Source organism: Desulforhopalus sp. (assembly GCA_030247675.1).
Lineage (GTDB): Bacteria > Desulfobacterota > Desulfobulbia > Desulfobulbales > Desulfocapsaceae > Desulforhopalus_A.
The window spans coordinates 164,894-185,125 of record JAOTRX010000009.1 but is presented as its reverse complement, the minus strand read 5'-3'; the positions used below and the strand labels follow the sequence as shown (position 1 = coordinate 185,125).

16 protein-coding genes are annotated in these 20,232 nt (G+C 58.4%); 7 read left to right on the top strand and 9 right to left on the bottom strand.

All coding sequences use genetic code 11. The features are described 5' to 3' along the window. Nucleotides 1-94: 94 nt before the first annotated feature. From OEL83_18190 to lexA, 5 genes are all read right to left on the bottom strand, one after another. Entirely contained in the window at nucleotides 95-505 is a 411-nt protein-coding gene (locus OEL83_18190) for a response regulator (protein MDK9708978.1), read from the bottom strand. 84 nt (nucleotides 506-589) lie between these two features. Further along, nucleotides 590-3,586 (bottom strand): DNA polymerase III subunit alpha, encoded by a 2,997-nt coding sequence (locus OEL83_18185; protein MDK9708977.1) that lies wholly within the window; start codon nucleotides 3,584-3,586, stop codon nucleotides 590-592. Between the two features lie 36 nt (nucleotides 3,587-3,622). Next, nucleotides 3,623-4,834: a hypothetical protein gene (locus tag OEL83_18180; protein ID MDK9708976.1), complete on the bottom strand. Its 1,212-nt coding sequence runs from the start codon at nucleotides 4,832-4,834 to the stop codon at nucleotides 3,623-3,625. Further along, the gene (locus OEL83_18175; GenBank protein MDK9708975.1) at nucleotides 4,834-5,709 is read right to left on the bottom strand and encodes a DUF72 domain-containing protein; all 876 of its coding nucleotides are present in this window, start codon (nucleotides 5,707-5,709) and stop codon (nucleotides 4,834-4,836) included. The genes OEL83_18180 and OEL83_18175 overlap by 1 nt, the downstream gene beginning before the upstream one ends. Continuing rightward, nucleotides 5,693-6,355, bottom strand: coding sequence for a transcriptional repressor LexA (gene lexA, locus OEL83_18170; GenBank protein ID MDK9708974.1), 663 nt, complete (start codon nucleotides 6,353-6,355; stop codon nucleotides 5,693-5,695). The genes OEL83_18175 and lexA overlap by 17 nt, the downstream gene beginning before the upstream one ends. Nucleotides 6,356-6,623: 268 nt before the next feature. Between lexA and OEL83_18165 the strand changes: the two genes are divergently transcribed. Then, nucleotides 6,624-7,880 carry an HDOD domain-containing protein gene (locus OEL83_18165; protein ID MDK9708973.1) on the top strand — a complete coding sequence of 419 codons (1,257 nt, stop codon included), beginning with the start codon at nucleotides 6,624-6,626 and terminating at the stop codon, nucleotides 7,878-7,880. A 28-nt stretch (nucleotides 7,881-7,908) separates the two neighbouring features. On the opposite strand, the gene OEL83_18160 is transcribed toward OEL83_18165, so the two are convergent. The 4 genes from OEL83_18160 to OEL83_18145 form a co-directional block, all read right to left on the bottom strand. Next, nucleotides 7,909-9,846, bottom strand: a complete 1,938-nt coding sequence (locus OEL83_18160; protein ID MDK9708972.1) for a transglycosylase SLT domain-containing protein — start codon at nucleotides 9,844-9,846, stop codon at nucleotides 7,909-7,911. A 78-nt stretch (nucleotides 9,847-9,924) separates the two neighbouring features. Continuing rightward, nucleotides 9,925-10,764 carry an HDOD domain-containing protein gene (locus OEL83_18155; protein MDK9708971.1) on the bottom strand — a complete coding sequence of 280 codons (840 nt, stop codon included), beginning with the start codon at nucleotides 10,762-10,764 and terminating at the stop codon, nucleotides 9,925-9,927. Nucleotides 10,765-10,768: 4 nt separating this feature from the next. Beyond that, nucleotides 10,769-12,637: an ATPase, T2SS/T4P/T4SS family gene (locus tag OEL83_18150; protein ID MDK9708970.1), complete on the bottom strand. Its 1,869-nt coding sequence runs from the start codon at nucleotides 12,635-12,637 to the stop codon at nucleotides 10,769-10,771. 369 nt (nucleotides 12,638-13,006) lie between these two features. Further along, nucleotides 13,007-13,951 carry a DUF1566 domain-containing protein gene (locus OEL83_18145; GenBank protein MDK9708969.1) on the bottom strand — a complete coding sequence of 315 codons (945 nt, stop codon included), beginning with the start codon at nucleotides 13,949-13,951 and terminating at the stop codon, nucleotides 13,007-13,009. 164 nt (nucleotides 13,952-14,115) lie between these two features. Between OEL83_18145 and OEL83_18140 the strand changes: the two genes are divergently transcribed. The 6 genes from OEL83_18140 (at nucleotide 14,116) to OEL83_18115 (ending at nucleotide 20,094) form a co-directional block, all read left to right on the top strand. Then, the gene (locus OEL83_18140; GenBank protein ID MDK9708968.1) at nucleotides 14,116-16,275 is read left to right on the top strand and encodes an isoamylase; all 2,160 of its coding nucleotides are present in this window, start codon (nucleotides 14,116-14,118) and stop codon (nucleotides 16,273-16,275) included. Nucleotides 16,276-16,575: 300 nt separating this feature from the next. Beyond that, nucleotides 16,576-17,097, top strand: a complete 522-nt coding sequence (locus OEL83_18135; GenBank protein ID MDK9708967.1) for a GDSL-type esterase/lipase family protein — start codon at nucleotides 16,576-16,578, stop codon at nucleotides 17,095-17,097. A 124-nt stretch (nucleotides 17,098-17,221) separates the two neighbouring features. Continuing rightward, nucleotides 17,222-18,025, top strand: coding sequence for a DNA-binding protein (locus OEL83_18130; GenBank protein ID MDK9708966.1), 804 nt, complete (start codon nucleotides 17,222-17,224; stop codon nucleotides 18,023-18,025). A gap of 74 nt (nucleotides 18,026-18,099) precedes the next feature. Continuing rightward, nucleotides 18,100-19,035, top strand: coding sequence for a 2-dehydropantoate 2-reductase (locus OEL83_18125; protein MDK9708965.1), 936 nt, complete (start codon nucleotides 18,100-18,102; stop codon nucleotides 19,033-19,035). Nucleotides 19,036-19,048: 13 nt separating this feature from the next. Further along, on the top strand, nucleotides 19,049-19,669 hold the full coding sequence (locus tag OEL83_18120) for a hypothetical protein (protein MDK9708964.1): 621 nt from the start codon (nucleotides 19,049-19,051) through the stop codon (nucleotides 19,667-19,669). Further along, on the top strand, nucleotides 19,666-20,094 hold the full coding sequence (locus OEL83_18115; protein ID MDK9708963.1) for an NUDIX hydrolase: 429 nt from the start codon (nucleotides 19,666-19,668) through the stop codon (nucleotides 20,092-20,094). The genes OEL83_18120 and OEL83_18115 overlap by 4 nt, the downstream gene beginning before the upstream one ends. The last annotated feature ends 138 nt before the right edge of the window (nucleotides 20,095-20,232 follow it).

Below are 20,232 nucleotides of genomic sequence, written 5' to 3'. Positions count from 1 at the left end.
CCACCTCTGTGGTTATGAGGGCCGCCCGACGACCTTTGGCACGGCCAATTTTTCCTGTTACGCTCCTACTCCCTTCTTCTTTGACGAAGCATTTTCAAACAACGTTCGTGTCGTCCGCCGGGGGATTATCTTGGAGAAGAAGCTCCGCCACCGCGGCGAGAATAACGTCAACGGCAAAAGGCTTGGCGATGGTGACGACTTTATCCAGATATCCGGCAACGGTGAGATACCGTTCCTTGGATATAGTCCCTCCCCCCGATATGGCAATAAACGGCAGCTCAGGCGCTTCTTTGCGCAGTTCGAGAATGGTCTGCAATCCGTCTTTTACCGGCATAACCATATCGGTTATGACCAGATCGCAGGGCTGGCTGCGAAAGAGCCTGATCCCCTCGGCGCCATTGCCTGCCAGAAGGACCTCATAACCCTCACTTTCGAGAATCCTTCTCAACAAATCCAGGGCCGTAGCCTCGTCATCTATAACAAGAATACGCTTTGTTTTTGTCATGTTATCACTATATATTTTGTCAGGAAACAACTCCCTAGTCCCTCTGTCCTTATACGCTACTTTGCAACATTTTCAAACACTATTTCACTGACGCATGGCGGTCACCTGCTCGACGGTAAAGGTCAGAGCGCCATAGTCCTCCTCGACCAGTCCCGCCAGGATATAGCCGCGGCCGCTGCGCAGCAGATGGGCATAGGTCCGGTAGGTCTCCGGAAAAAACGTTGTTTCCACCTGGCCGGTCTCGTCCTCGAAGGTGAGAAACTCCATGACCTCGCCGGTCTTCGTCGATACCATCTTGCCGGTGAGCAGCCAGGCAGCGAGGGACACCCGCCTTCCCACTTGGTGGGGCAGGTCCTCAACCTTCGTGCAGCCCCTCGCCGGCATCTTGAGAAATCGCAAGGGATGACCCTCGCAGAGAAAGCCGAGGGCGGCAAACTCCCGGCGCGCCTTAGCCAGGGCGTCCGGAGGCGGCAGGGGCGGCGGTGGCGGAAGACGGACAGCAAAGAGCGAAAGGCAGCCCTTGTCCTGGGTGGCCCGTTGAAAACTTGCCCATTGCCAGAGAAGAACCGTACGGTTGCTCCCCGGTGCAAGGCCATCCAGTGCCCCGGCATGGATGAGGGCGGCAGCCTCATTTTCGGCCGGCCTGGTGCGCTGAAAAAAATCGCCGACATCCTCGAACCGCCCCTTCTCCCGAGCCGCCAGCAGCCTTTCAAGAAAGCCCGCGGACAGCCCGTGCACGTTCTGCAGCCCGACCCGCATCTGCCGGCCCTTGCCGGTCCAGGCAACAAGGCTTCTCTGCACATCCGGGGGAAGGATCTGCAGACCCAGCCTTTTCGCTTCGGAGACATAGGCAAAGGTCGAATAATAGCCACCCTGGTTGGAGATCACCGCCGCCATGAACTCCGCCGGATAGTGCCGCTTCAGATAGGCCGCCTGAAAGGACACCCGGGCGTAGGAGGCGGAGTGGGGTTTGCAGAAGGAATAGCCATCAAAGCTCTCGATCATCCGCCACATATCGGCCACCGCCTCTGGCGCCACACCGCGGTCGGCGCAACCGGCAAAAAACATCGCCTTGTAATTGGCGAGTTTTACCGCCTTATCCTTTTTGGCCATGGCCTTGCGCAGGCCGTCGCCGTCGACATGGCTGAATCCGGCCAGGGCCACCGCCACCTTCGCCACGTCCTCCTGATAGACCATCAGGCCGAAGGTCTCGTCGAGGACGTCACCCTGCTCCGGGCAAAAGGGCTGCCAGGCGCCGCCGTGCAGGCGCCGGACATACTCGCGGACGAACTCGTTGGCCGCCGGACGGATGATCGACGACTGGATGACCAGCTGCTCGAAGTCGCCGGTTCCGGCCTTTTTCTCCAGAAGCCGCATGGCAGGACTCTCTATATAAAAGCAGCCCATGGTCGCCCCGGCGGCCACCGCCAGCTTTGTTGCCGGATCGTCTTCCGGCTGCCAGGTGATCTCGTCGACATGGCCGCCGCCGGCGTGCACTGCCGCGATGCAGTCGCGGATCACCCCGAGGCTGCGGTTGCCGAGGAGATCGATCTTGACAAGACCTGCCTCCTCGGCGCCGTCCTTTTCCCACTGGATGATCGGCACCCCTTTGGTCGCCCGTTCAACCGGCACATACTCGCTGATCGGCCGCGGGGTGATGACGACTCCGCCCGGATGCACCGACAGATAGCGCGGCAGGCCGATGAGCTTTTCGGCAAGGGCGAGGATCTCCGGCCAGGGCGGCGACAGATCCTGGTCGCGGAACACCGGCAGGCCGGCGAGGCTTTCTGCCAGGGTACCACCGCCGCTGTGCAGCCAGGGGATGCGTTTGGTCAGTTGGGAGATCTCAAAGCCCGGCAGGCCGAAGGCCTTGGCGGTTTCGCGAATGGCCATGCGCGGCTGAAAGAACACATGGTTAGAGACCATGGCGGCGTATCCCTGAAAATCGCCAAGGACATCGCGGAGTACTGCGTCCCGCTCGTCCCAGGAAAAATCGATGTCGATGTCCGGCGGATCAGTGCGGCCGGGGTTGAGAAAGCGCTCGAAGTAGAGATTGTACTTGATCGGACAGACATTGGTGATATCAAGGCAATAGGCGACCAGCGAGGCAGCCCCCGATCCGCGGCCGCAGATCCGCCGTTTTTGCCGTTTGCCATCCGGCCCCTTGCGATGGACGATGTCGCGGACCACCAGGAAATAGGTGGAAAAGCCCATGGTGTCGATGACTCGCAACTCGTGCTCCAGACGTTCGACGACCGGCTCGCCGAGGTCGTCGCCGTAGCGGCGCCGGGCCCCGAGATAGGCCTTTTCCCGCAGCACTGCCGCGGCATTCCGGCCGTCGCCACCGCGCCACGGCGGCATAACGATACCGAAATCCGGACCGGTAAAGGTGCAGGTGGCGGCCAGGTCGTCGGTGGCGGCAATCGCCTCCGGCCAGATCGCCAGTTTTTCTTGATAGTCCCCGGGACCGAGGAGAGAGTGGATAGTGTCGCTGGTCTTCTGCTGCATGCTCCGACTGATGGTGCTGCCGGTGCGGATCGCATGCAGCAGGCAGAAAAGCTGGCGGTCGCGGTCATCGCCCAGATCGCTGTCCGGGGTGATGACCGCCGGGAGGTCGTTTTGCCGGGCAAAGGTTCGCAGTGCGCGGGCGGCGGCACCTGCCCGGGGACCGAGATCGGCGACGGCGGCAAGGCCCTGGCTCTTAAAGCCTGCAAGCAACCCGACATCGCGGCAGAGAAGGAGGAGACCTGCGGCAAGGGGTGGCAGATCAACCGCCAGAGTGAAGGTCTTGGCCATGTGCCGCCTGGTCAGCAGCCGGCACAGGTTGGCGTAGCCCTCCGGGGACTGTACCAGGCAGACCACCACCAGGCCCGTCCCCGGTTCGGAGACCTCGGCGCCGACAATCGGTCGCAGTCCCTGGCGATGGCAAGCCTTCAAGAAATCCCAGAGCCCATAGAGATTATCACGGTCAGTGAGGGCAAGGCCCTGGTAGCCCAGCTCTTTTGCCCGGCGGCACAGGGCCTGCGGCGAGGCGGTGCCCTGCAGGAGGGAATAATACGACCTGACACGCAGCGGAAACATTATCGGTATCCTGAGAAATAAGGAGGATATGGTGCGTCAAACGCACCCTACCACATCCCCCAAACTCTGCTTCCCGGCGCCGATGACCGCATGACCGAAACGGCCGCGCAGCGCGTCCATGGCCGCCAGCACCCTCTTTTCCCGAAGCTCCCGGCCCTCCGGTTCGGAAAAGAGGAGGAGTTGAGGCGACTGGCGCTGCAGGCGGTCGCAGACCAGGCGGCAGCTGCGAATCCTCGTCCGCCGCGTCCAGGCCCGGTGCAGGGCGTCCATGGCCAGTTTCTGGAGATGAAAATCTCCGGCGGTGCCGCCCCGGCAGGGAGCTTGGCGGATGACATGGCCGCCGTCCGAGTAGCGCAGCCAGATGCCCACCCGGCGGGTCACCTGCCGCCTGCCCCGCAAACTGCTCCCCGCCCGGCCCACCAGAGCGGCGACAACCCCTTCCACCTCCTCCTGATCGTTGCTGTCACCGGCAAAGGTATGCTCGAAGTCGATGGTCTGGCTGGCCACGTTCGGCCGGCAGATAACGGTGTCGTCGATGCCGCGGCTGATATCGTGGAGATAATCGCAGCGGCTGCCGAAGGGCACCATGAGCTGCTGCCGGGAAAGTCCGGCCAGGGAGCCGATGGTGGCCAGGCGAAAATCTCGCAGCTGTTCAAGCTCCCGGCCGGTCAGGCCGGGCAGGACCGTCACCGGCAAAGGGGCAAGAAAGGCCGCCTCCTCCCCCGGGTTGACGATATATTCACCGACCGGTTTCACCAGCCGCGAAGCAACCTTTGCCACCAGTTTGCTGGTGCCAAGCGTCCAGATGGGATTGACGCCAAGGCCTGCGCGGGCCTGACGGCGGACCCGCCAGCCGATGTCCGGAGCCGGTCCGTGCAACCGGTGGGTACCGGTGACATCGGCAAAAAAATGGCCGTCGGCCTGGCCACATTCAATGAGCGGCGAATAGCCCTGCAGCTCCTTGTAAAAGGCCTGCATTGCCTTGTGATACAGACCTGCCCGGGGCGGCAGAACCGCCGCCCCCCGGCAGATCCTGGTCGCCTGGCGAAGCGGCATGCCCTTGCGCACCCCCTCCCGGTAGGCCTCCTCGCTCATATCGTAGACCACCGCCCGCGCCGCCTGCAGCGGGGCGATGAGCAGCGGCCTCTGGCGCAGGCGGCAGTCCTCCACCCGCTCGACGGCGACGGCGAAATCGGCGACATTGAAATGGAGGACGGCCCGCTCCCGTGCCCGAAACCCGCCGCCCATCACCCTTCTCCGTCGCCCAGTTCGCCAAGGATCGCCGCAAGCCTTGCGGCATTGCGCGGCGCCTGGGCCCGGACGTGGTTGTTAAAGACCAGGATGCCGCGGTCGGCGCGGGCGACCATGACCGGCAGATGCCCGGCGCACCAGGTGCGCAGCTCCTTGTCGGTATAGTCGTAATTAAATTTTTTCTGCATATTGCCGGACCGCCAGCCCTCCCGGTTGCGGCCGTGGAACCGTCCGTAAAAAAGACCCGGGTTGGTGACCACATCAAGGGCCGGAAAGAGCCCCGGCAGGTCCGGGGCATCAACTGTCACCAGACTCACCCGCCGCCGGGAAAGCTCGGCAAATACAGAGTCAACCGCCCAGGAGTGATGGCGGAACTCCACCGCCACCGGCAGGCCCTCAAGACCATCGAGGAGGGCGGCGAGATAGCCGCGGTTGGCGAGACTGCGGTCAAAATCCGGCGGCAGCTGAATCAGCACGGCAACCAGGCGCTTGCCGAGCGGGGCAATGCCCTGCCGGTACAAAACCAGCTGCTCGCGCCAGTTATCGTCGCGCTCATGGGTCATGGTCCGGGTCAGTTTGGCGGCAAAGAGCAGGTGCGGCGGGGCACCCTCGACCATGCGGGCAAGGGCCTCGGCCCGGGCCATCTGGTACCAGGTGTAGTTGAGCTCGACCACCGAGAAACAGCGGCCGTAGAGACCAAGCATCGCCGCACTCTTGGTGCCCTCCGGGTAAAAACCGCTGTCCACCCATTCGCTATAGGAATAGCCGCAGGTACCGACGTAGACCGGGCAGACCCTTTCCGGTCCGGCAGCGCTTGCCGGGCAACGGATCTCCACCCGGCCAGGCGCCCCGCCGCTAGTCCCGTTTGCCATTGAACTCAGCATGGTTCCCCCGAATCACCCCGACCACCTTGCCCTGAATGAGGACATCGCTAAACGGGTAGCACATGACCGCAAAGTCCTCGTTGGCCGGCCGCAGCTCAATATGGTCGCTGTAGAGAAAGAACCGTTTGACCGTCGCCTCCTCGCCCTTGATGAGCACCGCCACGACCTCGCCATTCTCGGCATACTGGCGCGGCTCGCAGACCACCAGATCGCCGTCGAGGATCCCGGCATCGCGCATCGATTGCCCTTTGATGTGCAGGCAAAAAAGGCTGTCGCCGGCAAAGATCGCCGGATCGACGACAACCGTTCCCGCCCACTCCTGCTGGGCATACATCGGCAGACCGGCGGTGACCTGACCGATGATCGGCAGCTCGCGGCCCCGACGGGCCGGGCGGTGCTCGCCGCCATCCGGACAGAGGCGGATGGCCCGGCCATAGCGGCCGGGGCGCTCCACCACTCCCTTCTTCTCCAGCTGGTTCATCAGCTGCGCCACCGCCGTATGGCTGACCCCGAGATCGGCGGCGGCCTGACGCAGGGTCGGCACCCGCCCCTCGCCGTCGACTCGCTCACTGAGATACTCAAAAAACTGCCGCTGTTTTGCCGTAAGCTCCATAAACGCCCTCGCTATGTACATATACATTCACCTTTTACGGTAATTATACATATACATATCCTGTTGTCAATACACTTTTCCCGGCCGACACCGCGTCACGGGCAGGGTTGAAAGGCGGAAGGAACTGAGTACAGAGAGGGGGAGAGGGCCGCCCGGGACCAGGGCGGAGGACAAAAAACTCCTTTTGACTTTCGCGGGCGGGGGACGCATACTGTACCAGAAGTCACCCAGCAACAGCGGCACGTCGGCCCAAGGCCACCTGGGAACACCCGCACCGGGAGAGACATCGATGATCACGCCCACCGGTTTCAGCGAATACTTCTACTACTATCTTGCCAGACAGCCGATTTTCGATCGCCGTGGCAACACCTACGGCTATGAGCTGCTGTTTCGTTCGGCCGCCGGCATGGATTCGGCGCTCATTGACGACGGCGATTTGGCCACCATGCGCATGGCCACCTCGGGTTTTATCAAGGCGCAGGAATCGATCGACCAGTCAAAACGGATCTTTGTCAACTTCACTGAAAAACTGATCCTCGACGGTGCGCCAAGAGCCCTGCCGCCGGCAGTAACGGTCGTCGAGGTTTTGGAGGACACCGTGCCGGTGCCGGCGGTGACCGCCGAACTCATCCGCCTCAAGCAGGACGGCTATTTTATCGCCATCGATGACTATACCGGCAACACCAGCCAGGACGTGCTGCTCGATCTCGCCGATATCATCAAGGTCGACGTATTGGCCAGGAGTTTTGCGGAAATAGAGACGATCTTCCACACCATCAGTTCGAAAAAGGCCCTGAAGGTCGCGGAAAAGGTGGAGGACCGCGCTACCTACAATTTTCTCCTGCAGCTCGGTTTTGATTTCTTTCAAGGCTACTTCTTCGCCAAACCGGAGAACCTCTCCGGCAAGACCCTGCACTCCTTCCAGGCCTCGCGGATGCGCATCCTCACCGCCCTCAACGACCCCAACCTCGACACCGAGAAAATCATCGACATCGTCAAGGTCGATCCGGCCATCACCTACCGCCTGCTCCGCCTCCTCAATTCGGCGGCCTTCGGTTTTTCGATGAAGATCGACTCAGTCCGCCATGCGGTGGTCCTGCTCGGCAACAACCGCATGCGCTACTGGCTGCGGATGATCGTCCTCTCCGACCTGGTGGCCCCCGGCAAGCCGCAGGAACTTCTCTTTCTCGCCCTCAGCCGCGGCCGGCTCTTTGAGGAACTGGCTCTGGCCGGCAAGATCCCGGCAATACCCCATGAGGAGATGTTCCTCTTCGGCATGCTCTCCCTCATCGATGTCATGCTCGACATGCCGTTTACTAAAATCCTCGATAATCTACCGCTCTCCGACAGGCTCAAGGAGGGATACACCACCGCCGGTTCGCGGATGGCCGGCTACCTCCACCTGGCGACGGCCCTGGAAATGGGCGACACCGAACAATTCGCCCAGTTCTGCAACTTTCTCGAACTGCCGAAGGGCAGCGTCGCCGAGGCGTCCCTCAAGGCCGGGGAGTGGGTACTGCAGGTTGCCAGCGCGCTAACACCTTAGCTTAATCCCCCGCAGTAGCCGATATTTCTCAGCTGCCGCTGCCTAAACATTCCCTGATCTGCTCCCAATCCCGCTTCTGGACCCATTTCAACTTTTCAGCGAAATACTGGTCGCTGGGGAAGGTCTTGCCGCTCTTTTGTCTTGCCAGGTATTTCTCGTGCTGGCCCGGCCCGCCGTTGTACATGGCGTAGACAATCGCCGGCAGGAGATCGGCCCGAGCGCCGGGCGCCAGAGCCTTGCCCTGGAGGGCGTAGCGGCGCAGATACAGATCGGCAATCTCGCATCCGGCCAGGGCATTGTAGCGGATATTCCAGCGCAGTTTATTGCGGTCGTACGTGCCGCGCCATACCCGTTCGTTGATCTGCATCACCCCGACCGAGGTCTGGTTGTAGGACAGCAGAAAGGTGAGCTTCTTGCCCTTTTCGATAAATTGGCGAAAGCAGCTTTCCTGCCAGGCCATGGCGACAATTGTCGTCCGGAACATAGAATGCAGGTTCTCGGGGATCTCCCCTTTAGCGAGAACGGTTGCCGAGGCCTCGGCGAGAACCGCCCTCACCCGCTCAACATAGCCGGCGATATCATCATCCGGCACCTTCCATTCGAGCAACTCAGCAACCTGCGGCATCTCGGCGGCATAGGCCGGGCCAAAGAAAAAGTTGGTGACCTTCGAGAAGGGATCGGGTTCTTCCTCCTCGGCCGGCAGATCGATTTCCAGAATTTCTTCTTCCTCTTCTCCCTGGGCCGGGGGCTCAACCGGTGGCAACATCAACAGCTTGCGCAGTCCCGGATCGACCTCGGAGGTGTAGGGCAGCTTCTCCGTCTCCTGGCCGGTCAGCATGCCGGCCAGACGCAATAAGCCCTGCTGACTGATCTCGATGCCGAGGGTCGGCCCCATCTGGTCAAGGACCAGCAGGGCGTCGGCGGCGGTGAAGAAGGCCAGGAAACCAAGGGTATTTGCCGAGGGTTTGGCGTACAGCTGCCTCCTGAAGAGCGGTGCCAGATTGCGCCAGGCCCAGATGAACTGCGTCCGGACGAAATCCTTTTCAAGATCGGGCTCTTCCAGCGCCGCCGCGAAGGCATACCGGGTATCAAGCAGGACATCGGCGAGAAGCAGCTGGTCCTCCGGCGTCAGTGGTTCCGAGGCGATAAGGCTGACCAGGCGGACGAGGAAGACGTCCCAGGTCTCCCACAATTGAATGAATTTCTTGCGCTCGGCAGGGCCCATGGTCTTGCCGAGATCTTTACCTTCCGGCATATAGACTTCTTCAACCTCGGCCTGCAGTTCGACGATAACCCCGTCTTTACCAACGGTCATCGGCCCGCCGCGCAGGCTTGCCAGCATGTTCTGCGTGGCCTGACGGGCCTTATCGTGGAACATCGGCGCCAGGAACTCGCGCATGTCGCGAACCGGCGGGGCCAGATCGAGGCGCACCCGGTTGAGGTGGTCATAGACCCGTGGTTTGGCAAATTCCCAGAGAAAACCGGCGATCTTCGCCGGCTGCCGGTTGAGGTTCGAAAGGCTGGAATCGATTGTCCGAAAACCGAGGGAGAAGGTCCGACCGTCAAAAACCGGCTGCTGGACCAGGGTCAGATAGCCCTGCCACTCAACCGGCACAAGACATTCCCCGCCCACTCCGGTACCGAGGCGAATGGCCAGGCGCATATCGAGGCGAACGTTCTTGCCGGCGGAAGAAAACTTCGGTTCGGAGATGCCCAGGTACATGCATTCTCCCGGCCGCCCGACGATTGCCGCAGTTTGATTCTTGCCGGGAAAGGCCTCGCGGACGATCAGCGAGGTGAGGAGCTTGAAGTCAAGGGTCAGGGGCAGGGTAACCTGTTCGGCCCGCGCTCCGGAAACAGAGAGCACAACAAAAAAACATGCGGACAGCAATACTTTCAGTACCTTGCCCATAGGTATTCCGGTCCTTCGGTCAGCCGGCCAACGCCGCTCCTGCCAATCTTTCACGAATTCTCTCCTCTCCCCGGCAAAGGGGTTCATATGCACATCCCCGACGGGATGCCCTGCGTACCTACTCCCTACCTGTCATCCCGCGAGGATGGCGGTATCTTCCAGCATGATCTCCAGCTCGGCAAGATCGACCTCGGACAGATTGAGAAGGCGGGCCTCTTCCCGTGTCGACAGCACGATGGACTCATCCTTGGTCACGCCAATTCCCAGTTTTATACAGGCCACATCAGCCAGACGCACCAGCACCAGCAAATAATTTTTATTGTCGTAGTCTTTGCGGTGGTGATCCCTGGTGACGACACAATACTCCTCCGGCAGATTCCACTGCCTCATGAGCTTATAGCCCTGGTCGCAATGCAGGCTGCCCATGGCTTCGAGGAGGAGGGCATGGGTGACCGGCAGCTGTTTGTTCTTTTCCTTCATCTGGTCAACGACCATAAGGACAAACAACTTGCCGATATCGTGAAAAAGGCCGGCAAAAAAGGCATGACTTTCCAGTTCATCAAATTTGCAGCGCCGCATCAACCACTTCACGCCAAGGGCGCAGCCGACCGCATGCTGCCATAACTGCTTCATGAGGACATTCAGCTCCGGATCTTTACTCCGGAATTGATTGCGGGTGGCCACCAGCAGAACCAGTCGTCCCACCTCCTGCATACCCAGGCGGACTATGGCCGACCGAACCGTGAGAATCTCAACAAGGCCTTGATAAAATGACGAATTCGCCATTTGCAGCACCTGGCTGGACAGCGACTGATCGCCGGACAACAAGGTCTCAAACACCTTCATGTCCGGATCTTTTTTAATCAGTTCCTGCTGAATCCGCAGCGCCGCCGCACTGAATACCGGTAACACCACATTGCCGGAGGCAATGCTTTCATTGATTACATCGAGAAACGAGGCGCTCTTCTGCATCCGATTATTCTCCCGAGATACGACGTATTTCCATAAGCGGCCGGGGTGGACAAAGTCTCGGCAAACAACGCAGGACCTCCTCAATACTGGTAATCCCCGCCGCTGCCTTCAACAGGCCATCCTCCAGGAGGGTTACCAGGCCGGCGTGATCGATGCTGATCTGGCGTATTTCATAGCTGGTTTTTTGCTCAAGGATGGCAGTCCGTACCAACTCATTGAGCACCAGCACCTCAAAGATCCCTACCCTGCCTTTATAGCCGGTTTGTTTGCAGAGCTCGCAGCCCCGGCCTTTCTTGAATTGCGCCCCCATCAGGTCCTGCGCCGAAACGCCAAGACGCTGCAGCTGGGTCGGGGTCACCTTGGTTTCAGTGGCACAGGCCTTGCACACCCGCCGCAAAAGCCGTTGCGCCAGGACACTTACCACCGTTGATGAGATCAAAAACGGGGCAATATCCATATTCAAGAGGCGGATAAGACCGCCGATACTGTCCTCGGTATGAAAGGTACTGAGCACCTTATGCCCGGTCAGCGCCGCCTGTACCGCCATTTCCGCCGAGACGCTGTCGCGAATTTCGCCGATGACGATGACATCCGGATCCTGGCGGACGATATGCCGCAGGGTTTCCTCAAAGGTGACGTTAATCGATGGATCAATGGAGCACTGGGCAATGCCGTCGATGAAATATTCCACCGGCTCTTCCGCCGTGATAATGCTTATCTGCGGGTTCTTGATGTGATTGATACAGCTGTAGACGGTGGAGGTCTTGCCCGAACCGGTGGGGCCGGTGACCAAGAGCACGCCACTCGGTGGATAGACCGCGTCCTCAAGGAATTTATGCAGCATCTTCGGGGCCATGCCGATTGTCTGGATGTCGAGGAGCTCCCGTTTCTGATTGAGGAGGCGAAGGACGATCTTTTCGCCGTGCACAGTAACGTAGAAGGAAACGCGGATATCAACGCTGCCTTCCTCATAGTTGAAGAGGATTCGCCCTCCTTGGTGGCGCCGCTTTTCAGCGATATCGGCATCACAGAGTATCTTCAGTCTGCTACTCAGCGGGGGAATGATATCCCGTGGGAAGTCCTTGTAATGGCAAAGGATACCATCCTCACGAAAACGTATCTGCAGGCGATCGGCCATCGGTTCGATATGAATATCCGAACAGTTCACCTTTATCGCCGCAATAATCATCGAATTGACAATACCGACGACAGTCTTGCCATCGACATCAACCCTCTTCCCGGCCTGCAGATTCGCCAGGAGCTTGAGGGTGTCGCCCAAGGCCTTCTTCTCGACAATGGCCGGTGCGATGGTACCGCCAAAGAACTTCTTGGCAACCTCGATGCTTTTCCGGTCAAGCGGATCGGCAAAGGCGACCAGTATAGTCTTATCGTTGGTTTTCAGGGGAAGGAATTGATGATCGACGAGGGTCTTCATCGGCACCCGGCTGGCAAGCGTCCGCTCTACCAGGGACATATTGACATCCACCAGGGGAAACCCCAGCTGAATGGAGAGAATCCTGTTAAAGAGCTTTTCATCGATAAAATTATGCTTTACCAAGACTTCGCCAAAGCGCAGCCCTTTTTCCCGCTCCTGTTGAATGCGGAAAGCGGCCTGCAGATCATCCTCGGACAGATGCCCCAACTCAACCAACAGTTCACCGATCCTGATGGTCGTGGCGGTATCCATCAAGGCCTTCCGCACCATTTCATCGGTGACAATCCCCAACTCTTTCAGGACATTGAGGAGCGAGGTCGGCGTTGCCAGCTTTTTGCGGATTCGATCAGCATGCTGCAGCTGCTTTTCGCTCACCAATCCCGACTGCAGCAGCAGAGAGGCAATTTCGCCGTATCCGGAACCCTTGTCGTTTGCCATGCAAACCCACTGGTAAATATCATTGGGACGAGTTGGCCGCTGTCCTGCCGCCCTACGTTATATGCCCATCCCGGAAAAAACTGCTGCCCATAAAGCTGCGTTGAGCAGCTCGTTTGCAGAAACGAAACCTACTTTTGCGGTATAATAACCAAATTACCCGGCAACAATCAAAACAATACTCCGGGGATTGGGGGATGTTGCTAAATTACTTGAGTTCTTTTCAACAACTTCGCCGCAACTCTCTAGCATCCGGCTCCAAAAGAGCCGTAACCCATTCGTTTCCAGACAACGACTTTTCAAAAAAATGCCCGCCTGAAAAAAACTTTTCAGGCGGGCATCGCATGCAACAACTCGCTAAGCATGCAGCAATCAGGGTAAAGATCGCACCAAACGGCCAAAACCTCCGGGGATGGTCCCCGAGGACCAAAAGGCCCGGCCCTGCTTGAAATCGACAAACCAGTAACCGCCGGGTTTGCGTTGCGCGGCAACGAAGATAAAGGGCTGCTCCTTGGAAAAACCTGGATGAAGATATATCCCCTTGGCGTTTCTCTCGGGTTCCATAAGCGACATCGCCTCCTCCATGGTCGGCAGGCGCCAATCGCTGAAACCGGCAAACTCGCTGCCATTTAACTCTTCAATAGCCCGCTGGATATGGCGGATGGAACCGATGTCTATGCCGCTGCTTTGCCACATCAAGCCGGTGCGCTGGTCGACGATGACGCCGGGGATGGCCGGGTCGGCCAGGGCATTGGCAAACCTGCCGGACGGATGCAACTCCGCCTCGAAAAAGTTCCATTTTTGCAGAACCGCGGCGATTTCGTCGTCGTTGATAATAGCCGGTTCGTGGGGCAGCTGAACCTTCTCCCCGGCAAAGGGATGCTGGTCAGCAAGCGGCAGCAGCGGCCCCATGTCCTCCTTACGAACCGCCTCAAGTTTTGGCACAACAAGGCTGGCATCGCCGTTGTCATCCAGGACCTTGGCGATCAGCCATTCCTTAATCTGGTCGTTGATGGCGTAACTCTTTTCAAAAACCGAGGATTTTCCTTGGTCGGCCACGCACTTTTTGACCATTTCCATGGGCGCTTTAATCTCGGCGACGATCCGTGCGTGCTTCACCGCCCTTTCCATCAGGCAAAGCTTCGGCTCGTCGCCCCAGTTGTCGATAAAGAAATAATAGACGCACTCCTTGTTGTTGCGCACCCTCTCCCGCCCTCCCCAGGACTCAAAGGTTCCGAAAGAGATATCCGGAGTCATCTCCCAATCGATAGGACTGATAGCCAAATCACCTATTTGTATCTTGTGATACATCCCCATGGGTACCTCCACGTTATGGGTAAAACACTGCACTCTTTGAGGTCACACATTGACCCGGTCCTGAACTCTATCTACGGTCGGCAAAATATTTCGCGGGAGAATACCCTTGAAAACAAATTTCCATGATACAAATTCCCCCACCTCGGGTAACATGGGATATCAGAATGCCACCGTCGTACCTTTCCCGCTATTTCTGTAACAGTAAACCAACAATACCTATTATCAATATGCCGACCGCAAAAAACCAACGTATCCGCAAAAGAGGCTACCCGCTGCCCGCCGGAGTCACCATCCTCAGGGAGGGTATCAATTTTTCCATATTTGCCCGGCATGCGACCAAGGTCACCCTGGTTATCGATCACCTGCCCAAGGACGCCACCCAGTTCATCCGCCACGAGTTTGTCCTTCATCCCCACGAGAATCGAACCGGTGACATGTGGCACATCCTTCTGCTCACCCAGCAGCAAAGTTTCCGGTACGGCTACAGGTTCGATGGCCCGGCGGAGGGAAACAGCGAAGGCCTTGCCTATGATTTCCGCAAGATTCTCATTGATCCCTACAGCCGTATGCTGGTACCGCGTGGCTGGGGGGAAGCGACCAAATACGGTATCAAGCCCTGTTGCGTAATCACCAATCAGGATTTCGACTGGCAGGAGGACCGCCCGCTGAAAACGCCGCTGGCCGAGACCATCATCTACGAGCTTCACGTTCGCGGTTTCACCAAGGATCCAAGCTCAGCGGTGGCCGCCCCCGGCACCTACCGGGGAATCATCGAAAAAATCCCCTATCTCCTTGACCTTGGAATCACCGCTGTCGAACTCATGCCGGTCATGGAATGCGATGAAAACGACGTCACCTTCACCAATCCGAAAACCGGTGAACGTTTGAAAAATTTCTGGGGCTACAACCCGGTGTCCTTTTTTGCCCTCCGCTCAGGCTACGCCAGCGATCCGTCCCGCGCTACAGTGGAGTTCAAAGAGATGGTCCGGGCCCTGCACCAGGCGGGGATCGAGGTTTTTCTCGACATGGTCTTCAACCATACCGGCGAAGGCGGCTATCAGGGGACAACCAGCAGTTTTCGGGGTATCGACAATCAGGTCTACTACCTTCTAGGCCCGGACCAGGAATACCTGAACTTCTCCGGTTGCGGCAATACCATGAACTGCAATCATCCGGTGGTTCGCGAGTTGATCCTTGAATCCCTGCGTTTCTGGGTGACCGAGATGCATATCGACGGCTTTCGTTTTGACCTTGCCTCCATCCTTGGCAGAGACCGGCAGGGCCATGTGCTTGCCAATCCGCCGATGATAGAAATCATCGGTGAAGACCCGGTGCTCCGCGACACCAAAATGATCGCCGAGGCCTGGGACGCAGCCGGCCTGTATCAGGTCGGGTCCTTTTCCTCCGATTCCCGCTGGGCCGAATGGAACGGCCGCTTTCGCGATGATGTCCGCAGTTTCATGCGTAGTGACGATAATACAGTGACCCACCTCGCCACCCGCATTGCCGGCAGCTCCGATCTCTACCAGCCAAGTGGCCGGGGACCGCTCTGCTCCATCAATTTTCTCACCAGCCACGACGGCTTCACCCTTGCCGACCTGGTGAGCTACGACCGGAAAAACAACCTCGCCAATGGCGAAGACGACCGGGACGGTGAAAAGCACAACCTGTCGTGGAACAGTGGCCATGAGGGCAGCGGCGCCCCGGAAGAGGTCGCCCAGTTGCGTCTGCGGCGGATGAAGACCTTTGCCGTTCTGCTTTTATTATCGCAAGGGGTGCCGATGATCTCCGCCGGTGACGAATTCGGCCGGAGCCAGGGGGGCAACAACAATGCCTGGTGCCAGGACAATGAAATCAGCTGGCTCGATTGGTCGCTTCTGCAAGAACATGCCGGATTCTTTCGCTTTTTCAAGGAATGCATCGCTCTCAGAAAACGCCACCGCGTTTTTCGCCGAGACGATTTTTTCCACCACGATCAAGGCCCTGACCAGGGGCAACTACCGGAGATTACCTGGCAATACCTGAACCCTTGCGAGCAGAACTGGGCAGCCGACAGCCACGGCCTGGCCTTTCTCCTCAGAGCCCCGGATGGCGACCGGTTTGGCGGCGACTTTTTTGTCATGGTCAACAGTGACCGGCAAAAAATACTCGAATTTACCGCCCCCCCACCGCGCGGCAAGGGGGCATCGTGGTATAAAATAATTGACAGTGCCGCAAATTCTCCCGGCGATTTCCAGCGGATCAGCGAGGCAAGGCGGCACCCGCACTCGGCACCCGCCGTTCTTTTGCCGTTTTCCTGCGTTGTCCTGCAATCCTTGGTATAAAAAGCTTGCGGGACCGACCCGGCCGGCAATAAAGATGGAGAAAAACTTTGGCACGGGTTTCGTCTTATGCTACTGTAAGAGAGGCATCGAGGAAATCATGCTGCGTCCCCCGGTGGCCATTCTTTGTTGTTCTAAGCCTAATGAGAATTCTTGGCTGTAGCCCTCTTGGGTGGGGCATTGTTTCCGTGCCCGCCTGAGGCGAACCATTCCTCAGGCATTCATCCTTCATAACTCATTCCGTAACCCGTATCGGGGTGGGGAATGCAATCATTTTCACTTACCAACTGACACCATAACACCATGATTAAACTTCTCTTTCTCGGCGATTCACTTGTTGCGGATCACAACTGGCAGGCCCATATGTCCGCCTGTAAGGTCGAAAATTTCGGCGTCCCCGGCGCCACCGCGGAGGATCTTCTCGCCTCCCTGCCAGCTATAAAGGCCAAGACACAAGGCCCTGAAGTCATTGTTATAATGGTTGGCACCAATGACCTGCTCGCCGGTAACAACGACTTCCATGCCAGCCTGAAAAATATCCTCATTGAACTGAGTAATGATTATCCTGCCGCGGAAATCCTGGTCACGAGTCTTCTGCCCATGCTCCTTCCGCATCTGCCGGAAAATGCAATCTCCAGTCTTAACGCACACATAGAAGCACTGACCATGGTTACCGGCAGTTGTTTTCTCGATATCCACAAACGCTTCGCCAGTTCCGACAAACAACTCTTCCAGGAAGATGGGGTGCATCTCACCGAAGCGGCATATGCCATCTGGACACGCAGTTTAATTGAGCATCTGGCCTTTCTAATTGAAAATGATTAGTCTTCAGGGGATTGTTTTTGTTGCCAAAAACCAAGAACAAAAATTCACCAGAAAAGCGGCCTGCGCCCGATCAATCCACTCACGGTGTCAACTGTCAATTTTCTTGATCTTTAGGAGTACCACAATGCTTCGCAGATGCATCCTATTCGCCATCACCTTGTTTTTTGCCACGAACCCGGCTTTCTTGCCAGGGCCGGCGGCGGCCATGCCACAGACAGCGGCAGCCGGAGAAGCCAAAACCGTAACCGGCACGGTAATCGACACCGTGAATGCCTCCGGCTACACCTATATGCTCGTTGCTACGGGGACCACGGAGACATGGGTGGCAATCCCCGAGACCGCAGTGAAAAAGGGCGGGATCGTCAGCTACTATGAGGGAATGGCCATGGCTAATTTCACCAGCAAGTCCCTCAACAAGACCTTTGAACGGATCATCTTCTCCGCTGGACTTGCCGAAACTGCCGGGACAGTGGCCGCTGCTCCGGCCTCCGGCGATTCCTTTGCCGCTGCCCTGCAGGCCGAACAAAAATCCGCAGGCCCCTCGGCACCGATTGCCGAGCAGGTTTCCGGCGGCAGTTCCATGGCCATTGCCCCTTTACAGGAAATCTCCGTTCCCAAGGCGGAAGGTGATAACGCCTACACCGTTGCCGAAATCTTTGCCGGCAGCAAGGACCTCGCCGGCAAGAAGGTTCGTCTGCGCGGCAAGGTCGTCAAATTCAGTCCGAGCATCATGGGCAAAAACTGGGCACACATCCAGGACGGCACCGGCGACCCGCTGCACAACACCCACGACCTGGTATTCACCACCGATGCCACCCTGGCAGTCGACACTATCGTCGTTATGGAAGGTATATTGGCGGCTGACAAAGACTTTGGCGCGGGCTACAAATATGCAGCGATTGTTGAACAGGCGACGCTGAGCAAATAGCGGGCTGCAGAGGCAAAGCACACGCCCACGGTATCCCACAGCCCACTATGGCACCAATTTAAAGAAGGCTTTTCATGCATATCCTCCTCGTTGGTCCCGGCGCCCTCGGTTGCCTGCTCAGCTCGGTCATCACCAGGGGCCTGGCCGCAACCGAAGACGTTTTGACGATCCTCGACCATAACGATGAACGCGCCAGCTACCTTACCGAACACGGTATTGTCTACCAGTTAGGCGATCGTTGCCAAACCGTCGCAATCAACGCAACCTCTGACCCCGCCCGACTGGGGCCGGTTGACGTGATACTGCTCTGCGTAAAATCCTACGATGTCGAGGCCAGCCTCACCTTCTGCCGCCCCTTACTGACCGCAACAACCCTGGTGGTCTTCCTGCAAAACGGCATCAGCCACCTGTCGATGCTTGATCTGCTCGGCGAAGCCACCGGTGCATTCGGCACTACCACGGAAGGGGCGACATTGCTGCAGCGCGGGCATGTCCGTCACGCCGGCAGCGGCGCAACATATCTTGGTTTTCTTGAAAAGCCAGGCGAGCACCAGGCGTATCTCCTCGAAAAACTGCAGGCGGTCTTTGCCGCCGGTGGCCTGCAGGTGGAAGGCTCCAGCAACGTCTTGGCAAGGATCTGGGCCAAACTGTTTATCAATGTCGGCATCAATGCCCTCACCGCCATTCTGGCCTGCAAGAACGGCGAACTACTGACCATTGCCGGCGCCGACCTGCGAATGCAGACCGCGGTCGATGAAGCGATGCGGGTTGCCAGGGCGGAAGGCGTCGACGTCATGGGCGACCCGTATCTCGCCACCCGCACGGTCTGCAGCAAGACCGCCGAGAACGTCTCTTCGATGCTTCAGGACGTACGCAATCGGCGGCGCACGGAAATCGAGGCGATCAACGGCGCGATTGTCGTCAAGGGACGCAATTATGGAATCCATACTCCGGAAAACGACCTCCTCTGCCGGCAGGTGAAGGCGATTGAAGCCGGCTACCTCAAGTAAGGCAATTTTTCCAATGACCACAGCCGTCTCCACCTCCCCCATCCCGCCCATCCAGGTAAGCGAACTCGGCTTCGACTTCGACGGGGTCATTGCCGACACCGCCGAGGCCTTTATCCGTCTGGCCTGCAGGGAACACGGCTACTGCACCTTCACCGCCGAGCAGATAACCAACTTTGAGCTGGAGAACTGCCTGAATATTCCCCAGCCGCTGGTGGAAAAGATCTTCACCGATATCCTCACCGACTCGGTAGCGGCCGAGCTGCAGCCCCTGCCCGGGGCGGTGGAATGCATCAGCCGCTTTACGGAGATTGGCCCGGTAACGATCATCACCGCCCGACCGATTACCAAACCGGTGTTCGCCTGGCTGGAGCAGTTCTTCACCGGCGAAACCCGGGAAAGAATCCGGGTTGTCGGCACCGGCGACCACAATGACAAAGTCCGCCATATCCACCAGCACGGCCTGAAATTCTTTATCGACGACCGGGCCGAGACCTGTATCCAACTCGCCAAAGAGGCCATTATCCCCTACGTCTTCAGCCAGCCCTGGAACAGAAATCGTCACGACCTGCAGACGGTTGCCGATTGGCATGAAATCAGGGCGCTGGTTGCCCTGCCCCCTGAGGAATTGTCATGAAATGCCCGAACTGCGGCCATGAAGTGGAAAAACACCGGAATCCCCTGCCCACCGTCGACATCATCATCGAGATAGGTGAGCGGATTGTTTTAATCGAAAGAAGAAACCCGCCCTTTGGCTGGGCCCTACCCGGTGGTTTTGTTGATTACGGCGAGTCGTTTGAGACGGCGGCGCTGCGTGAGGCCGAGGAGGAGACGGGACTTACGGTGACCGGCCTTCGGCAATTTCATACCTATTCCGATCCGGGAAGGGATGCCCGGCACCACACCGCCTCAACCGTCTTTATCGGCCAGGCGAAAGGCGCCCCGCGAGCGGGCGACGATGCCGCCCGAGCAGAGCTTTTTGGAAAGAACAACCTGCCCGATCTGGCCTTCGATCATGCCAAGATACTGGCCGATTATTACGCCGTTAAGGACAAGAGTTAGAACACGGTACTCAACAGCCAGTAACCTAAAAGACCCATACCTATGGATCCGTAGGCCATGACTCAGGGTGGGCAGCTGCCGCCGAACCTTTTGGCGACAAATCCGATAGTCGCCAGACCGATTACCACTGCCCCAAAC

What these genes read in the sequence shown, in the direction of transcription:
- OEL83_18190 (MDK9708978.1), bottom strand. Translation starts at nt 505, where the DNA reads ATGACAAAAACAAAGCGTATTCTTGTTATAGATGACGAGGCTACGGCC.
- OEL83_18185 (MDK9708977.1), bottom strand. Translation starts at nt 3,586, where the DNA reads ATGTTTCCGCTGCGTGTCAGGTCGTATTATTCCCTCCTGCAGGGCACC.
- OEL83_18180 (MDK9708976.1), bottom strand. Translation starts at nt 4,834, where the DNA reads ATGGGCGGCGGGTTTCGGGCACGGGAGCGGGCCGTCCTCCATTTCAAT.
- OEL83_18175 (MDK9708975.1), bottom strand. Translation starts at nt 5,709, where the DNA reads ATGGCAAACGGGACTAGCGGCGGGGCGCCTGGCCGGGTGGAGATCCGT.
- lexA (MDK9708974.1), bottom strand. Translation starts at nt 6,355, where the DNA reads ATGTACATAGCGAGGGCGTTTATGGAGCTTACGGCAAAACAGCGGCAG.
- OEL83_18165 (MDK9708973.1), top strand. Translation starts at nt 6,624, where the DNA reads ATGATCACGCCCACCGGTTTCAGCGAATACTTCTACTACTATCTTGCC.
- OEL83_18155 (MDK9708971.1), bottom strand. Translation starts at nt 10,764, where the DNA reads ATGCAGAAGAGCGCCTCGTTTCTCGATGTAATCAATGAAAGCATTGCC.
- OEL83_18150 (MDK9708970.1), bottom strand. Translation starts at nt 12,637, where the DNA reads ATGGCAAACGACAAGGGTTCCGGATACGGCGAAATTGCCTCTCTGCTG.
- OEL83_18145 (MDK9708969.1), bottom strand. Translation starts at nt 13,951, where the DNA reads ATGGGGATGTATCACAAGATACAAATAGGTGATTTGGCTATCAGTCCT.
- OEL83_18140 (MDK9708968.1), top strand. Translation starts at nt 14,116, where the DNA reads ATGCCACCGTCGTACCTTTCCCGCTATTTCTGTAACAGTAAACCAACA.
- OEL83_18135 (MDK9708967.1), top strand. Translation starts at nt 16,576, where the DNA reads ATGATTAAACTTCTCTTTCTCGGCGATTCACTTGTTGCGGATCACAAC.
- OEL83_18130 (MDK9708966.1), top strand. Translation starts at nt 17,222, where the DNA reads ATGCTTCGCAGATGCATCCTATTCGCCATCACCTTGTTTTTTGCCACG.
- OEL83_18125 (MDK9708965.1), top strand. Translation starts at nt 18,100, where the DNA reads ATGCATATCCTCCTCGTTGGTCCCGGCGCCCTCGGTTGCCTGCTCAGC.
- OEL83_18120 (MDK9708964.1), top strand. Translation starts at nt 19,049, where the DNA reads ATGACCACAGCCGTCTCCACCTCCCCCATCCCGCCCATCCAGGTAAGC.
- OEL83_18115 (MDK9708963.1), top strand. Translation starts at nt 19,666, where the DNA reads ATGAAATGCCCGAACTGCGGCCATGAAGTGGAAAAACACCGGAATCCC.